At 53.3% G+C, this 22016-nt stretch carries 15 protein-coding genes; 5 read left to right on the forward strand and 10 right to left on the reverse strand.

What is annotated here, in order from left to right:
* The first annotated feature begins 340 nt into the window (after positions 1 to 340).
* Positions 341 to 1174 carry an XdhC family protein gene (locus ACMGGR_RS00645; protein WP_414147930.1) on the forward strand — a complete coding sequence of 278 codons (834 nt, stop codon included), beginning with the start codon at positions 341 to 343 and terminating at the stop codon, positions 1172 to 1174.
* On the opposite strand, the gene arcC is transcribed toward ACMGGR_RS00645, so the two are convergent.
* The 5 genes from arcC to ygeW are packed head-to-tail and all read right to left on the reverse strand — an operon-like array spanning position 1161 to position 7155.
* Positions 1161 to 2093, reverse strand: coding sequence for a carbamate kinase (gene arcC, locus ACMGGR_RS00650; protein ID WP_414147931.1), 933 nt, complete (start codon positions 2091 to 2093; stop codon positions 1161 to 1163). The genes ACMGGR_RS00645 and arcC overlap by 14 nt on opposite strands.
* Positions 2090 to 3478, reverse strand: a complete 1389-nt coding sequence (gene hydA, locus ACMGGR_RS00655) for a dihydropyrimidinase (protein WP_246761257.1) — start codon at positions 3476 to 3478, stop codon at positions 2090 to 2092. The genes arcC and hydA overlap by 4 nt, the downstream gene beginning before the upstream one ends.
* A gap of 30 nt (positions 3479 to 3508) precedes the next feature.
* Entirely contained in the window at positions 3509 to 4720 is a 1212-nt protein-coding gene (locus tag ACMGGR_RS00660) for a YgeY family selenium metabolism-linked hydrolase (RefSeq protein ID WP_414148890.1), read from the reverse strand.
* A 13-nt stretch (positions 4721 to 4733) separates the two neighbouring features.
* Positions 4734 to 5924, reverse strand: coding sequence for a diaminopropionate ammonia-lyase (locus ACMGGR_RS00665; RefSeq protein WP_414147932.1), 1191 nt, complete (start codon positions 5922 to 5924; stop codon positions 4734 to 4736).
* A 40-nt stretch (positions 5925 to 5964) separates the two neighbouring features.
* Positions 5965 to 7155: a knotted carbamoyltransferase YgeW gene (gene ygeW, locus ACMGGR_RS00670; RefSeq protein WP_246761255.1), complete on the reverse strand. Its 1191-nt coding sequence runs from the start codon at positions 7153 to 7155 to the stop codon at positions 5965 to 5967.
* 354 nt (positions 7156 to 7509) lie between these two features.
* Here ygeW and ACMGGR_RS00675 point away from each other — a divergent pair, with 354 nt between their 5' ends.
* Positions 7510 to 9285: a sigma 54-interacting transcriptional regulator gene (locus ACMGGR_RS00675; RefSeq protein WP_414147933.1), complete on the forward strand. Its 1776-nt coding sequence runs from the start codon at positions 7510 to 7512 to the stop codon at positions 9283 to 9285.
* 1 nt (position 9286) lies between these two features.
* On the opposite strand, the gene ACMGGR_RS00680 is transcribed toward ACMGGR_RS00675, so the two are convergent.
* The 3 genes from ACMGGR_RS00680 to ACMGGR_RS00690 are packed head-to-tail and all read right to left on the reverse strand — an operon-like array spanning position 9287 to position 13555.
* Positions 9287 to 9856, reverse strand: coding sequence for an NTP transferase domain-containing protein (locus ACMGGR_RS00680; RefSeq protein WP_246761253.1), 570 nt, complete (start codon positions 9854 to 9856; stop codon positions 9287 to 9289).
* A gap of 10 nt (positions 9857 to 9866) precedes the next feature.
* Positions 9867 to 10328 (reverse strand): (2Fe-2S)-binding protein, encoded by a 462-nt coding sequence (locus ACMGGR_RS00685; protein ID WP_414147934.1) that lies wholly within the window; start codon positions 10326 to 10328, stop codon positions 9867 to 9869.
* Entirely contained in the window at positions 10325 to 13555 is a 3231-nt protein-coding gene (locus ACMGGR_RS00690) for a molybdopterin cofactor-binding domain-containing protein (RefSeq protein ID WP_414147935.1), read from the reverse strand. Before ACMGGR_RS00690 ends, ACMGGR_RS00685 begins: the two co-directional genes overlap by 4 nt.
* Positions 13556 to 13923: 368 nt before the next feature.
* Between ACMGGR_RS00690 and ACMGGR_RS00695 the strand changes: the two genes are divergently transcribed.
* The 3 genes from ACMGGR_RS00695 to fdhF are packed head-to-tail and all read left to right on the forward strand — an operon-like array spanning position 13924 to position 18513.
* Positions 13924 to 15849, forward strand: a complete 1926-nt coding sequence (locus ACMGGR_RS00695; RefSeq protein WP_414147936.1) for an FAD-dependent oxidoreductase — start codon at positions 13924 to 13926, stop codon at positions 15847 to 15849.
* Positions 15846 to 16370 carry a 4Fe-4S dicluster domain-containing protein gene (locus ACMGGR_RS00700; RefSeq protein WP_414147937.1) on the forward strand — a complete coding sequence of 175 codons (525 nt, stop codon included), beginning with the start codon at positions 15846 to 15848 and terminating at the stop codon, positions 16368 to 16370. The genes ACMGGR_RS00695 and ACMGGR_RS00700 overlap by 4 nt, the downstream gene beginning before the upstream one ends.
* Positions 16363 to 18513, forward strand: coding sequence for a formate dehydrogenase subunit alpha (fdhF, locus tag ACMGGR_RS00705; protein WP_414147938.1), 2151 nt, complete (start codon positions 16363 to 16365; stop codon positions 18511 to 18513). The genes ACMGGR_RS00700 and fdhF overlap by 8 nt, the downstream gene beginning before the upstream one ends.
* Positions 18514 to 18578: 65 nt before the next feature.
* Here the strand turns inward: fdhF and ACMGGR_RS00710 are convergent, their stop codons facing one another.
* A complete protein-coding gene (locus tag ACMGGR_RS00710) occupies positions 18579 to 19418 on the reverse strand; it encodes a MurR/RpiR family transcriptional regulator (RefSeq protein WP_246761247.1) in 840 nt (279 codons plus the stop codon).
* Between the two features lie 253 nt (positions 19419 to 19671).
* Positions 19672 to 21591 carry a bifunctional 5-dehydro-2-deoxygluconokinase/5-dehydro-2-deoxyphosphogluconate aldolase gene (locus tag ACMGGR_RS00715; protein ID WP_246761246.1) on the reverse strand — a complete coding sequence of 640 codons (1920 nt, stop codon included), beginning with the start codon at positions 21589 to 21591 and terminating at the stop codon, positions 19672 to 19674.
* Positions 21592 to 22016: the final 425 nt, after the last annotated feature.

The raw sequence follows: 22016 nt of genomic DNA on the forward strand, positions 1-22016 counted from the left end.
TGCTGATTAATCCGCCCCGGCCTGAAGGCAAGCGGTTTTGCAGGGGATAGCAACAAGCGAGCCAGGGCTGCCTCGACTCAGGTTTTCCGATAAATTTCGTGACGCCTTTCGCACTTTCAGGCGCGCGGTAAACGCGGCGGCGTAAGAGCTGAGAATGGCTTTCATTTAGAACGGGGCGGGGCGTTCACAAAGACGTAAATCTTCGCAATATAAGAATCGATGCTCTCATTATGAGAATGTCGCGCTGTTTTTATAAAAATAAACAATAAAATCAGAATATTAAAATCGGCACAGGGGTTGCATCCGGCGGCGCAATATAATTGACAGGGAGGAAGAAAAAATGAGCCTGTTTGCCGTAGCCAGCCAGCTGGAAAAGGAAAATCGTGCTTTTGCTCTTTTACATATTATCGAATGCCGGGGTTCTTCCCCGCGCCATTCTGCGACAATGCTGGTGCCGGAAGAGGGAATGCCTACAGGGACAATTGGCGGTGGGATGATTGAACGGCTGGCTATCGATCAGGCCAAAGCTGCGCTGGCAGAAGAACGTTCGCGTCTTTTTCATGGCAAGCTGGCGCGTCAGGGGCCGGATGCAGTGGGATCGGATTGCGGCGGTGCCATGACGATTTATATTGCCGTTTATCCGCGGCGTCCTGCCCTGTTTTTGCTGGGAGCAGGACACGTTAATCGCGCCCTGGCGCAGATAGCGATGCCGCTGGGCTATGAGGTGACTATCGCCGATCCCTGGGAAGGAAATCTGTATCATCCAGCTTTACCTCAGGCGTGTAAGCGCGTTGGTGGCAAAAATTACAGCGAGATCCTGGCCCGTTTGCCGTTGACGGCCAATAGTTCCGTCATCATTGCGACCAATCATCAGGACTGGGAAGTACTGGAACAGGTAATGCGCCTGCCGCTGCGCTATCTGGGACTGCTCGCCAGCCGACGAAAAGCGCACTATTTTCGGGACAGATTACAAAAGGAACGGCTGGCTACAACAGATCGGTTGGCAAGATTGCATGCGCCAATCGGGCTGGATATTGCTGCAGAAACGCCGGAAGAAATTGCCGTCAGCATTCTGGCCGCGCTGGTTCAACATCACCGCCAGAACAAATCTGACGGTGAGACAACAGCCGACAGGATGATCGTAGAAGTAGCCGGAACGGCTACTGTTGAATAAGCGTTCCGGTCCGGCCCGCAATGCCTTCCCCGGCCTTTGACAGCAGGGTAATCAAAGCCTGACGGCCGGGCTTTGATTCAGCAAAGGCCACGGCGGCTTTCACTTTTGGCAGCATCGAACCGGGTGCGAACTGATTTTCGGCGATATGGCGTAAGGCATCCTGCGGCGTCAGGGTATCCAGCCAGCGTTCTGAAGGCTTACGGAAATCGATAGCCACTTTTTCTACCGCCGTGAGAATAATCAGCATATCGGCGTTGATATCCTGGGCCAGCACCGCACTGGCAAGATCTTTATCGATCACCGCATTGGCACCCTGTAAGTGACGATCGTGGGCAACAACCGGAATACCGCCACCGCCTGCGGTAATGACAATCTGACCTGCTTCCAGCAGAGTTTTGACCGCACAGGCCTCAATAATTTCCAGTGGTTCAGGCGAGGCAACCACCCTTCGCCAGCCACGTCCTGCATCCTCCATCAGCAGAACGCCCATTGATTTGAGTTTGCGCGCCTCTTCTTCCGCCAGAAAGGAACCAATCGGCTTATCGGGATGCAAAAAGGCCGGATCGCGAGGATCAACGCGTACCTGAGTAATCAGTGAAACGACGTTTTTTACGATGCCGCGATTAAGCAAAGCCTCTCTTAAAGCATTTTGTAGATCGTAGCCAATATAACCCTGGCTGAGCGCAACGCAGACCGACATAGGCAGCACGGGTGAATGCGCGGAAGTATGTGCCGCGGCCTCAAAGGCCTGATGAATCATGCCAACCTGCGGGCCATTGCCGTGGGTGATAACTAAATCGTGGCCTTCAGCTACCAGCGTAGCGATGGTGTCCGCCGTATTTTTTACGGCCTGCATCTGTTCCGTCAGGCCGTTGCCAAGCGCGTTTCCGCCCAGCGCCAGTACGATTCTCTTGTTCATAGGTGACTTCCTGTTACAAATGGCTTACGAGAAATAAAACGTCCGTGACCGGCTTTGCCGGTAAAGCGGCCTTCACGGCAGACTACCTCGCCGCGAGAAAGCGTCATGACAGGCTTGCCCTGGCAGCAAAAGCCCTCATAAGGCGTATAGTCGCCGTTATCGTGTAAATCCGTGTGGTGAACAATATGCTGGCTACGCGGGTCAAACAGCACCAGATCGGCGTCGGAGCCAGGCAACAGACTGCCTTTTTCCGGCCATAAGCCAAATAATTTTGCGGGCATAGTGCTGGTCAGAGACACGAACCGCGAGCGGCTAATGCGTCCTTTCATTACGCCTTCAGAAAAAAGAAGGGCAAGGCGATTTTCCACTCCCGGCATACCGTTAGGGCAGCGGGTAAAGTCTCCTGCTGCCATCTGCTGGCGCTGGCGCCAGGGGAAGTTACAGTGATCGGTAGCCAGTGTGGCAATGCTGCCATCGGCGATACCCACCCACAATTTATCCAGCTCGCTGTGCGGACGCAGTGGTGGACTAAGAATATATTTCAGGCCGTCCGGCAGGAGATAGCGGCCCATATCCAGCAGCAAATATTGTGGGCAGGTTTCTGCCCAGACCGGTTGCCCGGCGGCCTTTGCCATTCGAACGTAGTCCAGCCCCAGGCCGTTAGAAAGATGAACAATGTATAAAGGGGCGTTGTCAGCCAGCCTGGCGAGATTGATAGTGCGGGAAATCGCTTCGGCTTCGCAGGCCAGGGGACGACTGTGCGCATGCCACACGGGTGCCGTTTTATTCTGCTGCTTAAGCTGGGCCGTGCGCCAGCGTATTGCCGCATCGTTTTCCGGATGGACCGTGGCCAGCGCTCCCGCTTCGTTAAGCTGCTGCAGGACCTGTAGCACGTCGCTGTCCTGCAGCATATAGCTATAGGTCAGATAAAATTTAAAGCTGCTGATGCCCTCTTTTTGCACCATCGGTGCAATTTCTTCCAGAATCTGCGGATTCACATGCTGGATAACGCCGTGAAAGCTGTAATCAATTACCGCTCGGGCCGCATCCCGATGATACTTTTCCAGCTGATGGTGCAGCGAGCAGCCCGCAGGCCCAAACCCCATGTGATCGATAATGGTGGTGGTTCCGCCACAGGCTGCGGCACGAGTACCGGCAAAAAAATCGTCGCAGCTTTGCGCAATACCGACATCAATATTGAAATGGGTATGTACATCAATGCCGCCAGGCATTACCAGCAGTTCACGGGCGTCAATGACGCCCATGCTTTCATCTGCCACAATCTGCGGCGCTCGGCGGACGATTTTTCCCTGCATTATCAGTAAATCCTGACGATATTCCCCAGCGTCATCCACCAGGGTGCCCCCTTTTATTAATAGCTTCATCGTCCTTCTCCCGCCGACAGCAAGCGCCGCCTAGTGCTGTTGCAGCCAGGTTAAAGGCGTTGCAGCATACAGAGCTGCGCAGGTAACCAAATGCGCTTTCCAGGTTTTCTCATTGGGGGCGTGCGCCTCTGGTTCTTTACCTGGCCCAAAGCCGATGACGGGAATACCGTGACGGCCCATGATAGACACGCCGTTAGTGGAAAACGTCCATTTATCAACTACAGGTTCACTTTTAAACAGTCCGCGATAGGCTGCGCTCAGGGTTCTGACCGTAATATGATCCTGCTCTACTTTCCAGGTCGGGAAATAGCAGTCGGTAGGATAGACAAGACCGGTCCAGGAAGGGCGTTCATAGGTATAGAGCGAAACCTCTGCTTTAGCGGCCTGTACGGCGGGCAGGGCACGAATTTCCTCCAGCGCGTTTTCCCAGGTTTCTCCCCACGTCAGGCGGCGGTCGATAGAAATAGCGCAGCTATCGGCAACGGCGCAGCGGCTGGGCGACGTAAAGAAAATTTCGGAGACGGTCAATGTGCCTTTGCCGAGGAAATCATCGTTGGCCAGTTTGCCGGACATGGCTTCCAGTTCGGTAAGAATGGGTGCCATTTTAAAAATAGCGTTGTCGCCGCGTTCCGGCGCGGAGCCATGACAGCTGACCCCCTGAACCTCAACCCGAATCTCCATGCGCCCGCGATGACCACGGTAGATTTTACAGTCGGTAGGTTCCGTGCTGATAACAAATTCAGGTCTGATGTTCATCTGTTCAATAAGATATTGCCAGCACAGGCCGTCGCAATCTTCTTCCTGAACCGTTCCCGTAATCAGCAGCGTATAGTCATCTTCCAGTTGTAGATCTTTGATGATCTTCGCGGCGTAGACCATGGCCGCCATACCGCCCTCCTGATCGGATGAACCACGACCGCCGATCAGTTCGCTATCTTCCATGCCTTCATAAGGATCGAAGTTCCAGTTTTTGCGGTTGCCGATGCCAACCGTATCAATATGGGCATCCATCGCAAGCAGGCGTGGCCCATGACCGATATAACCCAGGATATTGCCCATAGGATCGATCTCAATTTTATCAAAACCTACTTTCTCCATTTCCTGACGTATACGCGCAACCACGCGTTTTTCATCACAGCTTTCGCTGGGAATGGCAATCATATCGCGCAGAAAACGCGTCATTTCGGGCTGATATTTTTGCGCCAGAGCAAGAATGTCGTCGAACGGAACGGATTTCATGATTAACTCCTGTCAATTATACGGTAATTCCATCTTTTCCTTCCCATACCACTTCCCGATAGTGCTGAGGATCGGTATCGCCTTCGGTACTGAGTAACAGCAAGCGTGAGGCTGGGGTAAGCTTTAATTTCTCTTTGAGTGCCTGAGCCTGGGGATGATGCAAAATGGTGGCGAGCACGCCTGCGCTGACGGCCCCCGATTCGCCCGACACAATGCGGGGATCTTCGCCCAGAGGGTTGCCCAAAACGCGCATGCCAAGAGCGGCTACGCGATCCTCGCAGGAGATAAATTGCCTGGCGCAGTCGCGTAGCAGCGGCCAGCCAAGCGGGTTCGGTTCACCGCAGGCTAAACCGGCCATAATGGTGTTCATCTCGCCGCCAACGTTGACTATTTCCCCGCGCCTTGCCGAACGAAACAGGCAGTCGGCTTTATCCGGTTCAACCACCACGGCATGCAGCGCTTCTGCGCCATATACATCATTGAGATAGCCCAACACGCCCGCGGCCATTGCCCCAACGCCAGCCTGAAGAAAGACGTGGGTTGGCCTGGTGCCCTGCATCTGTTCTACCGCTTCGTCTGCCAGCGTAGCGTAACCCTGCATAATCCAGGTGGGGACTTCGTTGTAGCCTTCCCATGCCGTATCCTGAACCACCTTCCAGCCGTTTTTTTCTGCGTTGCTGATGGTCATACGCACGGTATCGTCATAGTTCATCTGCGTAACAATACATTCTGCACCCAGCTCGGTAATGTGCCTGACGCGGGCGGGCGAAGAGCCTTTGGGCATATAAATGACGGCATGCTGGCCCAGCTGGCGCGCTGCCCAGGCTACGCCGCGCCCGTGATTGCCATCGGTGGTGGTGGTAAAAGTGATGGGGCGGTGCTGCTGCTGACGGAAGGCGGCAAAAGAGAATTTGCCGATATCGCAGCCTGACTCCTTGCAAAGCAGCCGGGCAATAGCCCAGGCGCCGCCAAGCATTTTAAAAGCGTTCAGGCCAAAACGATGTGACTCGTCTTTTACTAAGATTTGCTCAACGCCCAGTGCCTTTGCAAACGCGGGAAGCGATAAAAGTGGCGTAGGCTGATAGCCCGGCAGCGAGCTGTGAAACGCGCGCGCCTCCCGAGCAGATTGCCGATTAAAAAGGGCCGACTGGCCAGGCGAAAAAGCGGCGTTGTCCGCAATTTGCATCTTTAACGTGAAGTGTGACATGACTGACCTTTCCTTAAAAAATAAGCGAGGGACGCATCGATCAGAGTTTTATTCGCGGCAAAGCCTCCTGCAGGCGTTGGGTCAGTACAGCAGCTGGGTCGGCAAATTTTCTGGCCAGAATCATGCTGGCGATAATCCAGGGCTTCCAGCTGGCTTCTTTGTAGGTAGCGATGCGGTAACGTTCGAAAACGCTGGCTTCGACTTCTCCAGCGGCACAGGAGACGCCGGTGATATCGGCGGGCAGGCAGTGCATATAGAGTGCCTGTTCCTGGCGGGTTAGCTTCATTATCTCTTCCGTACAGTGCCAGTGCTGGTGCTGGGCATTTTGCTGCAGGCATTTCTGCTCCAGCGCTTTCAGGCCTTCGCTATCCTGGCTACGTAGCAGCTCGGTTCTCTGCTGCATAACCTGCCACGGTGCCCAGGATTTTGGGTAGACGATATCGGCATCACGGAAAGCTTCCTCCATAGAGCCAACCTGGCGAAAATGTCCGCCCGACGCCTTGGCATTCCGTTGCGCCGTTTGCAGCACCTCAGGGATTAAATCGTAACCTTCGGGGTGCGCCAGCGTGACCTCCATGCCAAAGCGGGTCATCAGGCCGATAATGCCTTGCGGCACGGAAAGCGGCTTGCCGTAGCTTGGCGAATAGGCCCAGGTCATGGCGATTTTCTTGCCTTTCAGCTGGTCCAGACCGCCAAAATGTTCTTTTAGCCAGGCCAGGTCCGCCATCGATTGTGTCGGGTGGTCAATATCGCACTGTAAATTGACCAGTGCAGGACGTTGAGGCAGCACGCCTTGCTGAAAGCCTTCGTCCAGCGCCTCACCGACTTCACGCATATAGGCATTTCCCGCACCCAGATACATGTCGTCACGGATACCAATCGCATCCGCACAGAAAGAGATCATGTTCGCGGTTTCCCGAACGGTTTCGCCGTGGGCGATTTGCGATTTGCCTTCATCCAGATCCTGCTGGGTTAACCCAAGAATATTGAGCGCGGAAGCGTAGGAAAATCTTGTGCGGGTGGAGTTATCACGAAAAATGGAAATGCCTAATCCGTTATTGAAAACGCGCGTATCAATATTTTGCTCGCGCATTGTTTTCATCGCTTGCGCGATATCCAGTATCTGCTCCAGCTCGTCGCGGGTTTGCTCCCAGGTAAGTAGAAAGTCTTTACTGGCCAGGCTGGTTTGTCTCTGGCCGATAGCCTGCAGCAGTTTGCCTGTCTCTTGCATGTAATCGGTTCCTTCTAGCGATAGCATTATCCCTGTAGCTGTCTGTAAGCCAGGGAGCCTGTCCGCTGTAATCAACTTTTGTGCCAATGCTGATGAGAAAGTAAGCCACCGCTAAAAAAGTGTGCCTGAGAGGGGAATTTGCGAAGTTGGCTACAAAATAAAAACGAAATCGGCAGCGAACAGGCTTTTTCTACCGCGACTGGCATGACAGTCAGCCGTATGGCGGAGTATGGTGACCGCCAGACGCTGATTTCTCAGCGCTCAAAATGATAAAGCCGGGCGATTCTCTCAAAATGAGATACGGCCTCTTTCTCCTGGACGAAAATGTGCACTATGGACAAAAGGATATTTTCCATGGATGAAACTTCATCATTACCTTCCTCTCTCATGGCAATACAGCCTGTGATAATGAATTTCAGCAGCCTCCTGGCAAACGTGCTGGGAATGGAAGTTGAAGTGGTCGATCGCCATCTTATACGTATCGCCGGGACCGGCCCTTATGGCCATAGCTTTGGCCATAGCCCGGAAGGCAATACGCATCTGCTGCGCAAGGTGATAGAAACGCAAAAAGAAATGGTCGTTGTCGACTCGCGGCATAACCTGTTGTGCAAAGATTGCCAGCATCGTCATAGCTGCAAAGAACAGGCGTTTATCGGCGTGCCTGTTGTGACCGCTCAGCGTTGTCTGGGCGTCATCAGCCTGATTGCCGTTAATAATGAACAGCAGCGCAAGCTGAGCGATAACGCAGAAATGTTTGTGCAATACATGTGGCACGTGTCCAGGCTGCTGGTGGCTAATCTGGCCAGCGTTCAGTTAAAAAACCCGCAGAACAATGTTGCCTGGAACATTTTGCTGGAGAATATGGATCAAGGTGTGATCTTGCTCGATCGTGACGGCAAAGTTAAGGCCGTGAACGATCGGGCATTACAGCAGCTCCTGTTACCGGGCGAAGATATGCTGGGGCGGTTAATGACGATTGAACCGCTTAGTCGTCAACGAGAACGTGTCAGGGGACACATTCAACACCGCATTACGCTGGGAGACCGGCAGATGCTTCTCACCGGACAACGTCACCAGACCGAGCGACAGACGCTTTTTTTACTGGCTTTTCATCAGGATGCTTCGCCTGCGCCTTTATTGAACGAGGAAGAAACGCCGGGCATTGAACGGCTGGTAGGTAAATCAGGCGCTATGAAACAGTTAAAGCGGCTGGTTATGCGCATTGCATCCAGTCCCTCCAGCGTAATGATTCTGGGAGAAAGCGGAACCGGAAAAGAGGTAGTAGCGCGTGCGATCCATCGGCTCAGTAAGCGACACGATAAACCTTTTGTGGCGATAAACTGTGCGGCAATTCCGGAAAATTTGCTGGAAAGCGAACTGTTTGGCTATGTGAAAGGCGCTTTTACCGGCGCCGCCCCGGGCGGAAGAGCAGGCCTAATCCTGTCTGCCAATGGAGGTACGCTATTTCTGGATGAAATTGGCGATATGCCGCTTAGCCTGCAAGCTCGTCTGTTGCGTGCTATAGAAAGCCGCGAAGTATTGCCTGTGGGTGCCAGCCGGCCCGTTCCTGTCGATATTCGCATTCTTTCCGCCACGCATCAGAAGCTGCAGCAATTTATCGCCGAAGGAAAATTTCGTGAAGACCTCTATTACCGGCTTAACGTCATCCCTCTTGAGGTGCCGGCACTGCGCGAGCGGGGCGGTGATGTAGAGCTCCTTCTGCACTACTTTCTTAACCAACATTCGCAGCGTATCGGCTGTACTTATCCGGGAGTCAGCCGCGAAGTTATTCGGCTTTTACAGAATTACTCCTGGCCCGGCAACGTGCGTGAGCTAAGTAATCTCGTTGAATATCTGGTTAACATCATTCCCGAAGGTGAAATCATTGACAGCGCGCTGTTACCACCGCTGTTTCATACCCATTCCCGCTCGGTTATTACTGAAAATAAAAAAGAAACCAGGACGGAAGAAAGGCACGAAGAAGAAGGCACAAAGCTAAAATCTGTCGAAAAAAGCCTTATTGAGGAAGCCTTGCAGCGCACCCGGAATAAAAAGCAAATTGCAGAGGAATTGGGTATTGGCGTTGCAACACTTTACCGCAAAATCAAAAAATATGGCCTGAGAGCGTAGCTCAGTGGAATAATGTCAGCAGCCGTTGATATTGTGCAGGCGTATCAACATCCCAGTGAATAGTGCTGCTTGTTACGGGCAGGCTTTCACGTCCACAGATCTGCATTAACGTCCGTAAGGTCTCTGTTTCGGGGGCGGCAAGAATGTGTTCCCGCATTATGGCGGGCAGCAGAGCAGGATGCCCGTTGCCGCCTGCATAACTCGGCAACAGACAGTAGCATGTACGATAATGCCAGAGCAGGCGATAGACGTTTGGGTCAATAGCGGGCATATCTCCCGGAACAATAAAAAAACGCTCACCGGGAAGAAGCGCCGCCGCGCCGCAGCGAACCGATGAGAACATGCCCGCCATATAGTCTGCATTATGACAAAGACGAACGGACGGCCGATCGGCGTAGCGCTGGCGAAGCTCGGCAGCCCGATGGCCTGTGACCAGAATAACGGTATCGCAAAAGGCCAGCGCATTTTGCAACGCGCTGTCCAGTACCGTTAAATCCTTCCATGGCAGCAGCATTTTCCAGTGTCCCATACGCGATGAAAGCCCGGCCGCCAGCATGATGCACTGCTTCACCTGCCCTCCGTTAACCTGCTTTCAGCACGGCTTTAATGGATTTTATAATCGGACGATAGCCGGTGCAGCGGCAGAGGTTACCCTCCAGCGCTTCTGCAATTTGCTGGTCATCGGGCTGAGGCTGTTTGTCCAGCAGGGCTTTAGTGCTCATCAACACGCCCGGCGTACAGAAACCACACTGCACACCGCCATGCCGAACAAATTCCTGCTGTAGCTTTCTGCCTGTCTCATCTGCCTGCAGAGCTTCTATCGTCGTCACTTCGGCACCTTCACACTGCGCGGCCAAAAGCAAACAGGAGCAGACGGCTTTGCCGTTCATAATGACCGTACAGGCACCGCATTCGCCAACCGAGCAGCCTTCTTTCGTACCGGTAAGCTGCAAATCCTCCCTTAAAAAATCAAGCAGGCGACGGTTATCATCAACCGTTTTTTCTACGTGAACGCCGTTTACTATTAGCTTGACCTGATTCATTTTTGCTCCTTTTGTGTCCTTGCTTCGCAGGCTTCCTGCAACATCTGACGCAGCATATCCAGCGCGACCGGTACTTTGTAAGCGGCAGACCAGCGATTACCAATAGCCGCTATGAGCTGAGCTTCCAGCGTGCTGGTTCCCGCCTCAATTTGTGCCGCAGTCAGCTTCTGTCCGGTTAGCACTTTCTCTACGGCTATCAGCCGCTGGGGTTTACTGAGTAACGCACCATCCACCAGCCGGCAGCGGGTCAGTATTCCAGCTGAATTAAAAGTGAACTGTCCGGTAAAACTTTGTCGGGTGATATTTAGCGCATTGCGACGGCCTAGCTGTAGATAGCGCTGCTGCATTCCGCTGTCCCGATAAGGTGAAGGAAGAATGATGGTGGTTAAAAGCTCGTCCGGCTGTAGCTGCGTGCGGTAACCGCCGGTAATAAAGTCTGCCAGCGGCATCTGCCTGAGGCCCTGCTGACTTTGCAAGACCACTATGGCGTCATAAATAATTAACGGGGGTACAGAGTCCGCGCAGGGCGCGGCATTAACAATGTTTCCACCCAGGGTAGCCCGGTTACGCAACTGCAAAGAACCAATCGTATTGCAGGCGGTAACCAGCAACGGATAGCTCTCCTGAACCAGCGTGTTTGCTGTGAGATCGCTGAAGCATACGCCTGCGCCAATGGCCAGCCCTTCAGCACAAGGCGTAATCTTCTGTAATTCCGCCAGGCCAGAAATATCTACCAGTGGTAAAGGCGCGGCGCTTAATCTTGCCTGAACCAGTACATCTGTTCCGCCTGCCACCGGTCTGGATTTGCCATCCGCCAGCGCCTGTAGCGCCATGGCCAGCGTAGTGGCGCGACGAAGGCGCAGCGTATTCAGACGTAAAACCTGTTTCTTCTCATCCGATTCAGCCAAAATTTCGCTTTGCCGCACCGGTTTTTTCAACGCGTAGCCAAGACGTACCTGCTCCAGCGTCAGAGGTAGCACATAGTTACGGCGCGCCAGTGCAAAACTTACGGCGTTGTTCAGGGCCGCGCCGCCCAGCTCCAGTACCGGTTCGCCAATAACTTTTGCGCCATAGGGGCCTGCGACGTCATGATTTTCTACCGCCACAATGTCAATATTGGGGATGTCTTTAATGGTGGGCAGCAGATAAGTATCGAAATTTTCTGATTTGACCTCGCCCTGTTCAATATTGAATTCTTCCAGCATGGCGTAGCCGATCATTCCCTGAACCAGACCGCCGTACACCTGGCCTTCAAACCCTACTTTATTGATTACTTTGCCAACGTCATGCACCGCTGTAGCATTGTTAAAGGTGATTTTGCCAGTGCGTGTATCTATAGCGATATCGGCAATCTGACAGCCGTAAACCCAGGTGAAATAGGGGTTACCGCACCCTTTCTCTTCATCCCAGTAAATATCCGGCGCAACATGCCAGCCGTAAGCGGAAAGATTTGCGCCGGTCGCTTTGGTCATCTCCACCACCTGCTGAAAATCCAGCCGTTTCCAGGGGCAGGTGCGGTTAAAAACCCGCCCATTTTCCCAGACTAAATCATCAACGCTTGTCGCCTTCAGCTCTACAGCAACCGCTTTGGCCATGTCGTGTTTGATCTTATTGGCTGCATCCAGAATGGCCTGGCCACCCATCAACGTGCCGCGCGACGCTACCGTTGAGCCGCCATCGGCAATCATTGACGTGGCCGGATCGGTAAAGTGGATGCGATCCAGCCCGAGACCAAAGGCTTCTGCCGCAATCAGCGACATGGTTGTTTGCAGGCCCTGACCGTTCTCAGATACGGAGGTGGAAATATTAAGGCTGCCGTCGGCATTAACCTGAATCAATGCTGAAGACGCATCCAGACCCTCCGCTCCCAGCGAGCAGCCGCGATGGCTGAGCGCCAGGCCGATGCCATATTTGATTGGGCCGCCCTGGCTGTTAAGCTGGCGATACTGTTCTCGTTTAGCAATGAACCCGGTTTTATCAATGGCTTTCTGCAAGACCTCCTGCGCGGAGACGTTATGCTCGCTGAAAACCTGCCCAGCTATGCTGGTATCGTTTTGCTTTAAAACGTTTCTTAGCCGTAGCTCAACAGGCGACAGCCCCATTTTTTCTGCCACTTCGTCCATTAATGATTCGTTGGCGAAAATGACCTGCGGCGCACCAAATCCGCGATAGGCAGAGGTGTAATTGTTATTGGTATAGACGCCGGTAATATCGACGCGGACGTTGGGAATATTGTATGGTCCGGCTGCCTGTACCGAACTGCGCCAGGTAACGAAGGGCGTTTGTCCGGCATAGCTGCCACCATCGGCCAGAATATCGATCTTAATTGCCTGGATGCGTGCCTCATCATCCAGGCCAATTTTATAATGCATTTGATAGGGGTGGCGCTTATAGCTTTCCCGCATGGATTGTTCGCGGTTGTAGGTCATTTTTACCGGACGCGAGGTCAGGACAGCCAGCAGCGCCGCGCGGCAGGCTAAATGATCGATAATATCGTCCTTGCCCCCGAAAGAGCCGCCAAGCACGGAACGTTTTACGTTAACTTTTGCCTGTGGCAAATCCAGATACCGCGCCACCATTCCCCGTACGCGGTGCGCGTTTTGTATTGAGCCATAAATAGTCACAATCTGTTCGTTATCGTCATAGCCGACGGTAATCGATTCCGGCTCTATATAAGCGTGTTCCTGAAAGCCCACTTCAAAATCCCGCTCAAAAATATGGCTGGATGCAGCGAAACCGGCTTCAATATCGCCCTTTATCGTATGGTGATGATTAATAATATTATTCTTTTGACTACTGTGAATTAATCTTGCGCCAGGACTGATTGCTTCCCTGACCGACGTTACCGGCGTCCAGGGAATATAGGTAACGCGAATTTTATCGGCCGCCTGGCAGGCAATCTCGTAACTTTCTGCCGCAATAACGGCGATAACGTCACCGCGAAAGGCAATTTCACGGTCGGCAATTGGGGGATAGTCCGGAATGACTACGCCAATATAGGGCTGGCCGGGAATATCCTTCCAGGTTGCAATCTTCACTACCCCAGGTAGCTGCTCCGCCTCTGTTAAATCCAGCGAGGCGATTTGTCCTGCAGCGATATCGGCGTAACGGCAAACGCCATAAAGCATATTTTTTAACACGATATCATCGCCGTATTGGGCAACGCCCCTGACCTTAGCCAGACCATCAACGCGCGGCACTTCACTGCCAACTAAATATGTTTTCACCGGAATTTGCCCTCCCTGAAGCATTTCACTGTGCCAGCGCTAAGCAAGCGATATGCCAGGATGGGTAGAAAAGAGCCTTTATTGATAAAGTCGTGGCGAATGGTGAAAAAAAAGCTGGGAAAAACGCTTACGCAGAAAAATGCCCCACTGTTCTTTTTCAATTTGCGTTTTTTGTTCTCAAAATGAGACGTCATTTCTCGCCTCGTTATCGCCTTTTCTGTGAAGATCGCCAGCCGATTGCGCTTCCGCCAGGTAATTGCGTCCTGTCTCACAAAATCTGCGTTTTAATCAGCCCACAGGGCAAACCAGCCCATTTTTTGCATTGCTCCGAACAGTGAAAGGGATTCCGTGCGGTAAAAGGAGAGAAAATGAACCGGTTTGTTACTGTTAATCCCGGTGAATGTATCAACTGCCATGTCTGCGAAATAGCCTGTGCTGTAGCGCATGGCGATGGCGGCTGGCCCAGCGTGCATGAACTGTTTCGCCCACGTATTCACCTTATCAGCGGCCTGGTGCCGGTCACCTGTCGGCAATGTAATAACGCACCCTGTGTCGCCAGCTGTCCGACACGGGCACTGACCTTTAGCCAGGAAAGCGTTCAGCTCAGCGAAGAAAAGTGTATAGGCTGTAAAAATTGTCTGCTGGCCTGCCCATTTGGTGCCATTGAGCCAGCGGCTTGCTCAGATGTGATGATGAAATGCGATCTGTGCCAGCAAACAGAAAAAGGCGTGCCGGCCTGTGTATCTTCATGCCCGACACAGGCGCTGCAGTTAATGGATGAAAAAGCATTAACGCAGCTGCGGCATTTTCGCCAGGGTGCCAGCGTTGAAGGAATAAAAAAGCCCGCACTGGTGTCAGGGCGCGCTGTAAAAGTGCTGGATAAACCTTCGCGCATGGGCGCACGTAAGCGTGCGGCAGAAGAACGGAAAAAAGATTTTGACGAGATTTACCATAATCTTTCCGAGCGTCAGGCAGCTTATGAAACCGATCGCTGCCTCTATTGCGCGCAAAAAGCCTGGTGCAACTGGACCTGTCCATTACATAACGCCATTCCCGACTTTATTCGGCTGGCGGGCGAGGGCCGACTTATTGAAGCGGCAGAGCTTTGCAGTCAGAGCAGTAGCCTGCCAGAAATTTGCGGGCGAGTCTGTCCGCAAGATCGTCTGTGTGAAGGGGCCTGCACGCTTAACGGGCGAGCGGGCGCCGTTTCGATTGGTAACATTGAACGCTATATCACCGACGAGGCGTTAAAACAGGGCTGGCGTCCGGCCTTGCAGAAGAGCAAAGCTCGTCGGGAAAAAGTTGCTGTTATAGGGGCCGGGCCTGCCGGACTGGGATGTGCGGACATCCTGATTCGTCACGGCATTAAGGTGGATGTTTACGATCGCCATCCTGAAATTGGTGGCTTGCTCACCTTTGGTATCCCTTCCTTTAAGCTGGATAAAAAAGTGATGGCAACCCGCCGCACTATCTTCAGCGAAATGGGCATTCACTTTCATCTTAACTGTGAAATTGGGCGCGATATTCCTTTTTCCAGACTGCTGGCCGATTACGATGCCGTTTTCCTGGGCGTGGGCACTTACGGACTGATGCAGGCGGGGCTGACGCATGAAGAAGCGCCCGGCATTATTCAGGCGCTTCCTTACCTGACTGCCAATACACGCCAGGTCATGGGGCTGAAAGAAGATAAGCAGAACCCTTACGTCTCGCTACAGGGCAAAAAAGTTGTGGTGCTGGGTGGAGGTGATACGGCAATGGACTGTGTCCGTACTGCCATCCGGCAACAGGCAAAACAGGTGATCTGCGCCTACCGGCGTGATGAGCAAAGCATGCCTGGCTCTAAAAAAGAGGTTGTTAACGCACGCGAAGAAGGCGTGGAGTTCATGTTTAACCTGCTGCCCCAGTGTACTGAGCTGGATAAAGCTGGACGTTTTAATGGCGTTGGCATGATCCGTACGGAGCCCGGTAAGCCAGGCCCTGACGGGCGGCGCAGACCTGAACCGGTTATCGGTTCAGAATTTGTGCTGAAGGCGGATGCGCTGATTCTGGCCTTTGGATTCCAGCCACATGAAATGCCCTGGCTGGCTGGTCAGGGTATCCGTTTTGACAGAAAGGGCCTTATTCAAACCGGCAGCTCGGGACGCATAACCCAGACACACAATCCAAAAGTATTTGCCGCCGGAGATGCCGTACACGGCGCGGATTTGGTGGTTACGGCTATGGCGGAAGGTCGGCGCAGCGCACGTGAAATGCTGGCCATGTTTGGACAGGCACATAAGGAGCTGAGTGCATGAACAATTTTATCGTGGCGCTGGCGGACAAATGTATCGGTTGCCATACCTGCGAAGTTGCCTGCGCCGCAGGACATGCGGGCGCGTCTCTACTGTCGGTCCAGCACTATTTCCCCCGGCTAAACGTTGTTAAATCAGCAAAGATTAGCGTGCCCGTTATGTGCCGCCAGTGTGACAACGCGCCTTGTATAGCAGTCTGCCCCGTGGCTGCCCTGCATAAAGGCGACCATAGGGTAGAGGCTGTCAGTGAACGCTGTATTGACTGTAAAAGCTGCGTTATAGCCTGTCCTTTTGGCGCGATTGAAATCGTTAACCAAGCGCAGGCCCTTCCCCAAATTATTAAATGCGACCTTTGTCGTGAGCAGGCTAACGGACCTGCCTGCGTAAACGTTTGTCCTACCAACGCGCTTTCACTGATGACTGACAACGTGCTGGAGCAGCAGTATCGACAAAAACAGCAGCGTGCCGCAAGGGAAGGCCAACTGAGCGGCGCATTTATACCGGAGGTAACAACGCATGGATAAAAAACTTGTTGTTTGTCCTTATTGCGGCTGTGGCTGCAAGATTTTCCTGCACGTTGAGGAGGGAAAAATCGTGGGTGCAGAGGGCGCGCAGGGCGTAACTAATGAAGCCCGGCTTTGCCTGAAAGGCTACTTCGGCTGGGAGTTTTTGAACAATACCCGGCTCCTGACGCCGCGCTTGCAGCATCCCGCCATACGTCGCAAGCGAGGCGGGCCTTTTGAGAAAGTCAGCTGGCAGGAAGCCATCGCTTTTGTCAGTTCCCGCCTGAAAAAAATCAAGGCCCGTTCTGGCCCGGAAAGCATTATGGTGACGGGTTCTTCACGAGGGCCGGGGAATGAAACGAACTATGTAATGCAGAAGTTTGTGCGTGCCGTATTGGGAAGCAACAATATCGATTGCTGCGCACGGGTCTGCCACGGGCCATCTGTTGCAGGTTTACAGGCCACGCTGGGCAATGGCGCGATGAGCAACTCAATGAAGGATATTGAAGAAAGCGACTGCCTGCTGATTTTTGGCTATAACGCTGCGGATTCTCATCCGATTGTTGCCCGGCGCATTATTAATGCCAAAGAGAAAGGCGCGAAAATTATCGTCTGCGATCCCCGCTATATAGAAAGCGCCAGGCTGGCTGACCTGTTCCTGCCGTTGAAAAACGGCAGCAATATGGCGCTGGTAAACGCTTTTGCCCATGTTTTGATTGAAGAGCGTTTATGGAATAAAAACTATATCGACCAGCATGTTGAGGGACTCGAGGCCTGGAGTGAAGTGGTTAAGCGTTATTCGCCGGAAGCCGTGCAGGAGATTACCGGGCTGGCGCCAACGTTGATCCGTCAGGCCGCACGTATGTACGCCGGTGCCCGCAACGCCACCATTTTATGGGGAATGGGGGTAACCCAGTGGGGGCAAGGTGTTGATGTAGTGAAAGGGCTTGCCAGCCTGGCGCTGGCCACCGGTAATTTTGGCCGTCCGGGCGTCGGCGTCGGTCCGGTAAGAGGCCAGAACAACGTGCAGGGCGCCTGCGATATGGGCGCGCTACCGAACCTTTTCCCGGGCTATCAGCCCGTAACCGACAAAGCAGCGCGGGAGAAGTTTGCCGCTGCATGGGGCGTCGCGTCGCTCAGCGATAAACCGGGTCATGCCATCACTGACGTGCCCCATCTGGCGCTTGAGGGCAAGCTACACGCTTACTGGATTATGGGTGAAGACCCACTGCAAACCGAACCGGATTTGGGGCTAATGCGTCAGGCAATGGCTAAGCTGGAGCTGGTTATCGTGCAGGACATTTTTATGACGAAAACGGCAGAGCTGGCCGATGTCTTATTACCGGCCACCAGCTGGGGCGAGCATGAAGGGGTATACACCAGCGCCGACCGGGGCTTTCAACGATTTTACAAAGCGGTTGAGCCGCAGGGGGATGTGCTGCCAGACTGGGAGATTATCAGCAGGGTAGCGCAGGAGATGGGTTATCCCATGCGCTACGCCAATAACGAGGCAATCTGGAACGAGCTGCGCGCGCTGTGTCCGCTCTACACTGGCGCAACGTGGGAAAAAATGGCCGGGTTTGGCTACGTGCAGTGGCCTTGTCCCGAAGAGTCCCATCCGGGTACGCCCTGGCTCTATGAAGGCAATCATTTTTCACGGCCTTCCGGTAAGGGACAGCTGTTTGCCTGTGACTGGCGACCGCCTGTTGAGCCGACTGACAGCCAATGGCCGCTGGTGCTCTGTACGGTCAGGGAAGTCGGACATTACAGCTGTCGTTCCATGACGGGCAACTGTCATGCGCTCACGGCCCAGGCGGATGAGCCAGGAAAGGTGCAGATCAATACCGTGGATGCGCGACAGCTGAATATCAGCGATGGCGAACTGGTGTGGGTAGCCTCACGACGCGGCAGGGTGATCAGCCGTGCTGAGGTAAGCGAGAGAATTAATCGTGGGGCGGTGTACATGACCTATCAATGGTGGATTGGGGCCTGCAACGAGCTGACTATTGACCATCTCGATCCGATAGCCAAAACGCCAGAGTTTAAACATTGCGCCGTCAGAGTAGAAAAAATTGCCGATGCCGAATGGGCGGAACAGCAGGTAGCAGAAAGCTATCAGCAGTTGAAAAATCGTCTGGCAAAAACGGCAGAGCCGCTGGCATAACACGTCCGGGTTTGCCAGTGCGGGTATTGTTGACCTTGCAGCCATCAACGCCCGCAACGGTTAAATCAGGCCTGAACGTTGTTCAACGCCAGAGAGACGGCCAGCGTCTGCGCCAGGCACAGCGAAGCAACCTGTGAGCGGAAGCCATCAACCTGGGCTTCACGCACCACAAAGCAGACGTCGCTGAAGGCCGCCAGCGGGCTAACCTGACTGTCGGTAATGGCGATCTGGTGCGCACCGCGTTTGGCACCCAGCTCGACCAGCTCAATCGCTTCGCGAGCGTAAGGTGAGTAGCTGATGGCAATGACTACGTCTTTGGGATTCACCATGCTGAGCTGTTCGGTGAACATGCCGCCAAGGCCGTCTATCAAAAAGGCGCGTCGTTCCAGATGACGGAGCGCATAGGTCAGGTAAGAAGCGACGCTGAACGAACGTCGCAGGCCAATAACATAGATATTTTCTGCCTGCGCCAGCAGCTCAACTGCTTTATTTAGCTGTTCCGGATTGGTCTGCATCGCCAGCTGCTGTAAAGCCTGCGAGTTTACCATCGTAAAAACGTTAAGAATTTCAGCAGGGTTTTCAGGTGGGGCGGCGGCTTCATCCGTTGACGTCTGGCGAAAAAGCCGGGCGCGTTCGGTATAGTTAACGGTCTCTTCCATCAGGTGCTGACGAAAAACCTGTTTCATTTCATTAAAGCCACTAAAACCAAAGGCGTTAGAAAAGCGAATCAGCGTGGAAGGCGGTACGTCAGCCTGCTGGGCAATTGACGCAACGGTGTCAAAAGCGATGCTGTTGCTGTTGTCGAGAATATAGCGCGCCACCTGTTTCAGGCGCTTGCTTAAGGTGTCATAGCGACGGCGGATATCATCCTGTAACAAGGAAAGCTGTGTTGAGGTAATAGTCATTCAATCAGGCTCGCTAAAATTTTAGTCATGTTCTTCTGGTGGTTATTCTATCAGATGAACAAAAAATTTCACTTGCTAACGAAATCCAGCGGATCTATTTCATCGGGATATGAATTGAATCACAGATTAAACAAGATCGACGCGACTTTACTGACATTCACGTTTTTAGCGGGCCGGAAGCAGCAAATAAGCGAAAATAACCACACCGCCAGCCGTCAGGAAAACAGCTGGCAAGTGGGTTAATGGAAAAGCGTTACTTTGCCGGACGAACTTCGCGCCAGTAGTCAATCAGGCGTAAGTAGTTGCCTTTCACTTCGGCAATCAATGCCCGATCGTCCAGCTCGCCCTGCAGCCACTGGCGTGACGGCTGGCCAAAGATAGTGCGGCCGACGGCGAATCCTTTTACCCACGGAGACTGAGCGGCGGCGGCAAAACCGGCCTTAAGCTTTTCTTCTGGCGCGTCCAGGCCCAGAATCAGGATGCCGCGGCAGTGCGGGTCCTGCTGTTCAATCAGTCCGCTAATTGCCTGCCAGCTTTCGTGGCTCAGCGGCGGCAGTTTCCACCAGTCCGGCTGGATGCCCAGTGAGTAAAAATGGCTCAGCATATCTACATAGTAGGACTCTTTCTTATCCGGATTACTTTCCGGCAGAATGACCTCCAGCAACAGCTCATGTCCGGTTTTATTACAGCCTTTCCAGACGTCAAGGATTAGCTCATCCTGCTCTTTACGCAGCTCGGCGCTGTCGTGCGGATGATAAAAGACCAGACATTTCACGACGTGTTCCTGGGGCCAGTCGACCAGCTGTGAGCCAATATTGCCGTGCTCCAGGCGTAGCGGTCTGGAACTGGGCATTTCTATCGGGCGACCAATCCACCAGCCTTTGCCGGTAATGGCGTTTAACGCAGGTTGCCCAAACGTCGTATCGGCCAGGATGCCGCTGCGGTGATCCAGGCCTGCCTCTGTCGAGGCTTCCTGTGCAGCACGCAGCAGTAGCTGTTTCAGTTCCGGCAGACGGGCAGTATCAATGCCTGCTTCATTCGCCATATCGACCAGCTGCTTGCGGTGGTCAAAAGCAAAGACGCACAGCTCTGGCCACTGCTGCTTACGCGTTGTAACCCGATGCAGATGATTCAGACGGCTGTCCAGATCGGGCCGCTTAACGTCATTGTCCCGGCTGAGAAAGTCGTCCAGTTCGGCTTTGGTCGGCATGGCAGGCGCACAGCCGTGACGCGAAACCACCAGCGCGCCGCAGGCATTGGCGTAACGGCAGGCCTGCTCCCAACCTTCATCGTTCAGCCAGCCGCGCAGCAGGCCGGACATAAAGGCATCGCCAGCGCCAAGCACGTTTAGCACTTCCACCCGCACGCCGCTTTGCAGCTTTGTCTGTTCCCAGCTTTCCGGGATTTCATCTTCCAGCACCACGCATCCTAGCGCGCCGCGCTTGCAAACCAGCGTGGCTTTTGTTGCCTGGCGCACGTTTTTCAGCGCGGTCAGCGTATCGGTGCTGCCGCCTGCGATATGAAACTCTTCTTCAGTACCTACTATTAAATCGAAATAGTGCAGCACTTCCTGTAGCTGCTGGGTCACGTGTTTTGACTCTATAAAACGCGTTTCACCATCGCCCAGCGAGGTTAATCCCCACAGCACCGGACGATAATCGATATCAAGCGCGGTGCGCAGGCCGTGACGGCGGGCAATATCCAGCGCTTTAAGTACGGCTGCACGAGTATCAGGATGAGATAAATGGGTACCGGTTACCGCGACGGCTCTGGAGGAGGCAATAAAATCTTCTTTAATGTCATCCGGCGTCAGGCCCATATCCGCACAGTTGTCGCGATAAAAGACCAGGGGGAAAGTATCCTGGTCTTTAATTCCAAGGATCACCAGCCCCGTCAGACGCGTTTTATCCGTGATCAGGCAGTCGGTATTGGCGCCTACCCGCTGTAGCTCTTCGCGAAGAAAACGTCCCATATGCTCGTCGCCAACGCGGGCCAGCATCGCAGATTTCAGCCCCTGAATTGCCGTGCCGTAAGCGACATTGCCAGATGAACCGCCAAGATATTTGGCAAAGGTGCTCATATCTTCCAGGCGGGCACCGATTTGCTGACCGTAGAGGTCAACGGCAATGCGCCCGATACAGATCACATCAAGCCGCTTTTGTTGTGTACTCATTCTGTTTTCCTTCTGTGATAGGCCAGCCGAGCTGTCGCAGCGGATCCTTCTGAACAATTTTTGCCGTCCGGAACGGGGTGAAAATCAGTATGGAGAATAAATATTTCAAATTCAACATGAAATGAAACTATTACCCCAAAAATGTGAAGTGGCTAAAACTCTGGCCACCAGCCGCTACTGTGCCCGGCCGGAAAAGCGATGCGAGCGGTATGGCGAAGCAGTAAATGGCCTTTGCACGCCCTCTGAAAAAGGCTAAACGCGATGAAAACAATGATAATTATTTTGAAAAACGCCTTCAGATAAGCGCCAGGTGAAAATTGCGGCCTGGATCGCCTGTATGACGGGGGTTTAACAACATAATTTGATCTCTCTCGCAAAATGAAATGTTTCTTCTGTAATGTGGTTTAGTGAAAAAAATATTTGTT

Origin of the sequence: Erwinia sp. BNK-24-b (genome assembly GCF_047456155.1) — a bacterium.
Taxonomy (GTDB): domain Bacteria; phylum Pseudomonadota; class Gammaproteobacteria; order Enterobacterales; family Enterobacteriaceae; genus Erwinia; species Erwinia phyllosphaerae.

What these genes read in the sequence shown, in the direction of transcription:
- ACMGGR_RS00695 (WP_414147936.1), top strand. Translation starts at nt 13,924, where the DNA reads ATGAACCGGTTTGTTACTGTTAATCCCGGTGAATGTATCAACTGCCAT.
- arcC (WP_414147931.1), bottom strand. Translation starts at nt 2,093, where the DNA reads ATGAACAAGAGAATCGTACTGGCGCTGGGCGGAAACGCGCTTGGCAAC.
- ACMGGR_RS00645 (WP_414147930.1), top strand. Translation starts at nt 341, where the DNA reads ATGAGCCTGTTTGCCGTAGCCAGCCAGCTGGAAAAGGAAAATCGTGCT.
- hydA (WP_246761257.1), bottom strand. Translation starts at nt 3,478, where the DNA reads ATGAAGCTATTAATAAAAGGGGGCACCCTGGTGGATGACGCTGGGGAA.
- ACMGGR_RS00675 (WP_414147933.1), top strand. Translation starts at nt 7,510, where the DNA reads ATGGATGAAACTTCATCATTACCTTCCTCTCTCATGGCAATACAGCCT.
- ACMGGR_RS00710 (WP_246761247.1), bottom strand. Translation starts at nt 19,418, where the DNA reads ATGACTATTACCTCAACACAGCTTTCCTTGTTACAGGATGATATCCGC.
- ACMGGR_RS00665 (WP_414147932.1), bottom strand. Translation starts at nt 5,924, where the DNA reads ATGTCACACTTCACGTTAAAGATGCAAATTGCGGACAACGCCGCTTTT.
- ACMGGR_RS00715 (WP_246761246.1), bottom strand. Translation starts at nt 21,591, where the DNA reads ATGAGTACACAACAAAAGCGGCTTGATGTGATCTGTATCGGGCGCATT.
- ACMGGR_RS00685 (WP_414147934.1), bottom strand. Translation starts at nt 10,328, where the DNA reads ATGAATCAGGTCAAGCTAATAGTAAACGGCGTTCACGTAGAAAAAACG.
- fdhF (WP_414147938.1), top strand. Translation starts at nt 16,363, where the DNA reads ATGGATAAAAAACTTGTTGTTTGTCCTTATTGCGGCTGTGGCTGCAAG.
- ACMGGR_RS00700 (WP_414147937.1), top strand. Translation starts at nt 15,846, where the DNA reads ATGAACAATTTTATCGTGGCGCTGGCGGACAAATGTATCGGTTGCCAT.
- ygeW (WP_246761255.1), bottom strand. Translation starts at nt 7,155, where the DNA reads ATGCAAGAGACAGGCAAACTGCTGCAGGCTATCGGCCAGAGACAAACC.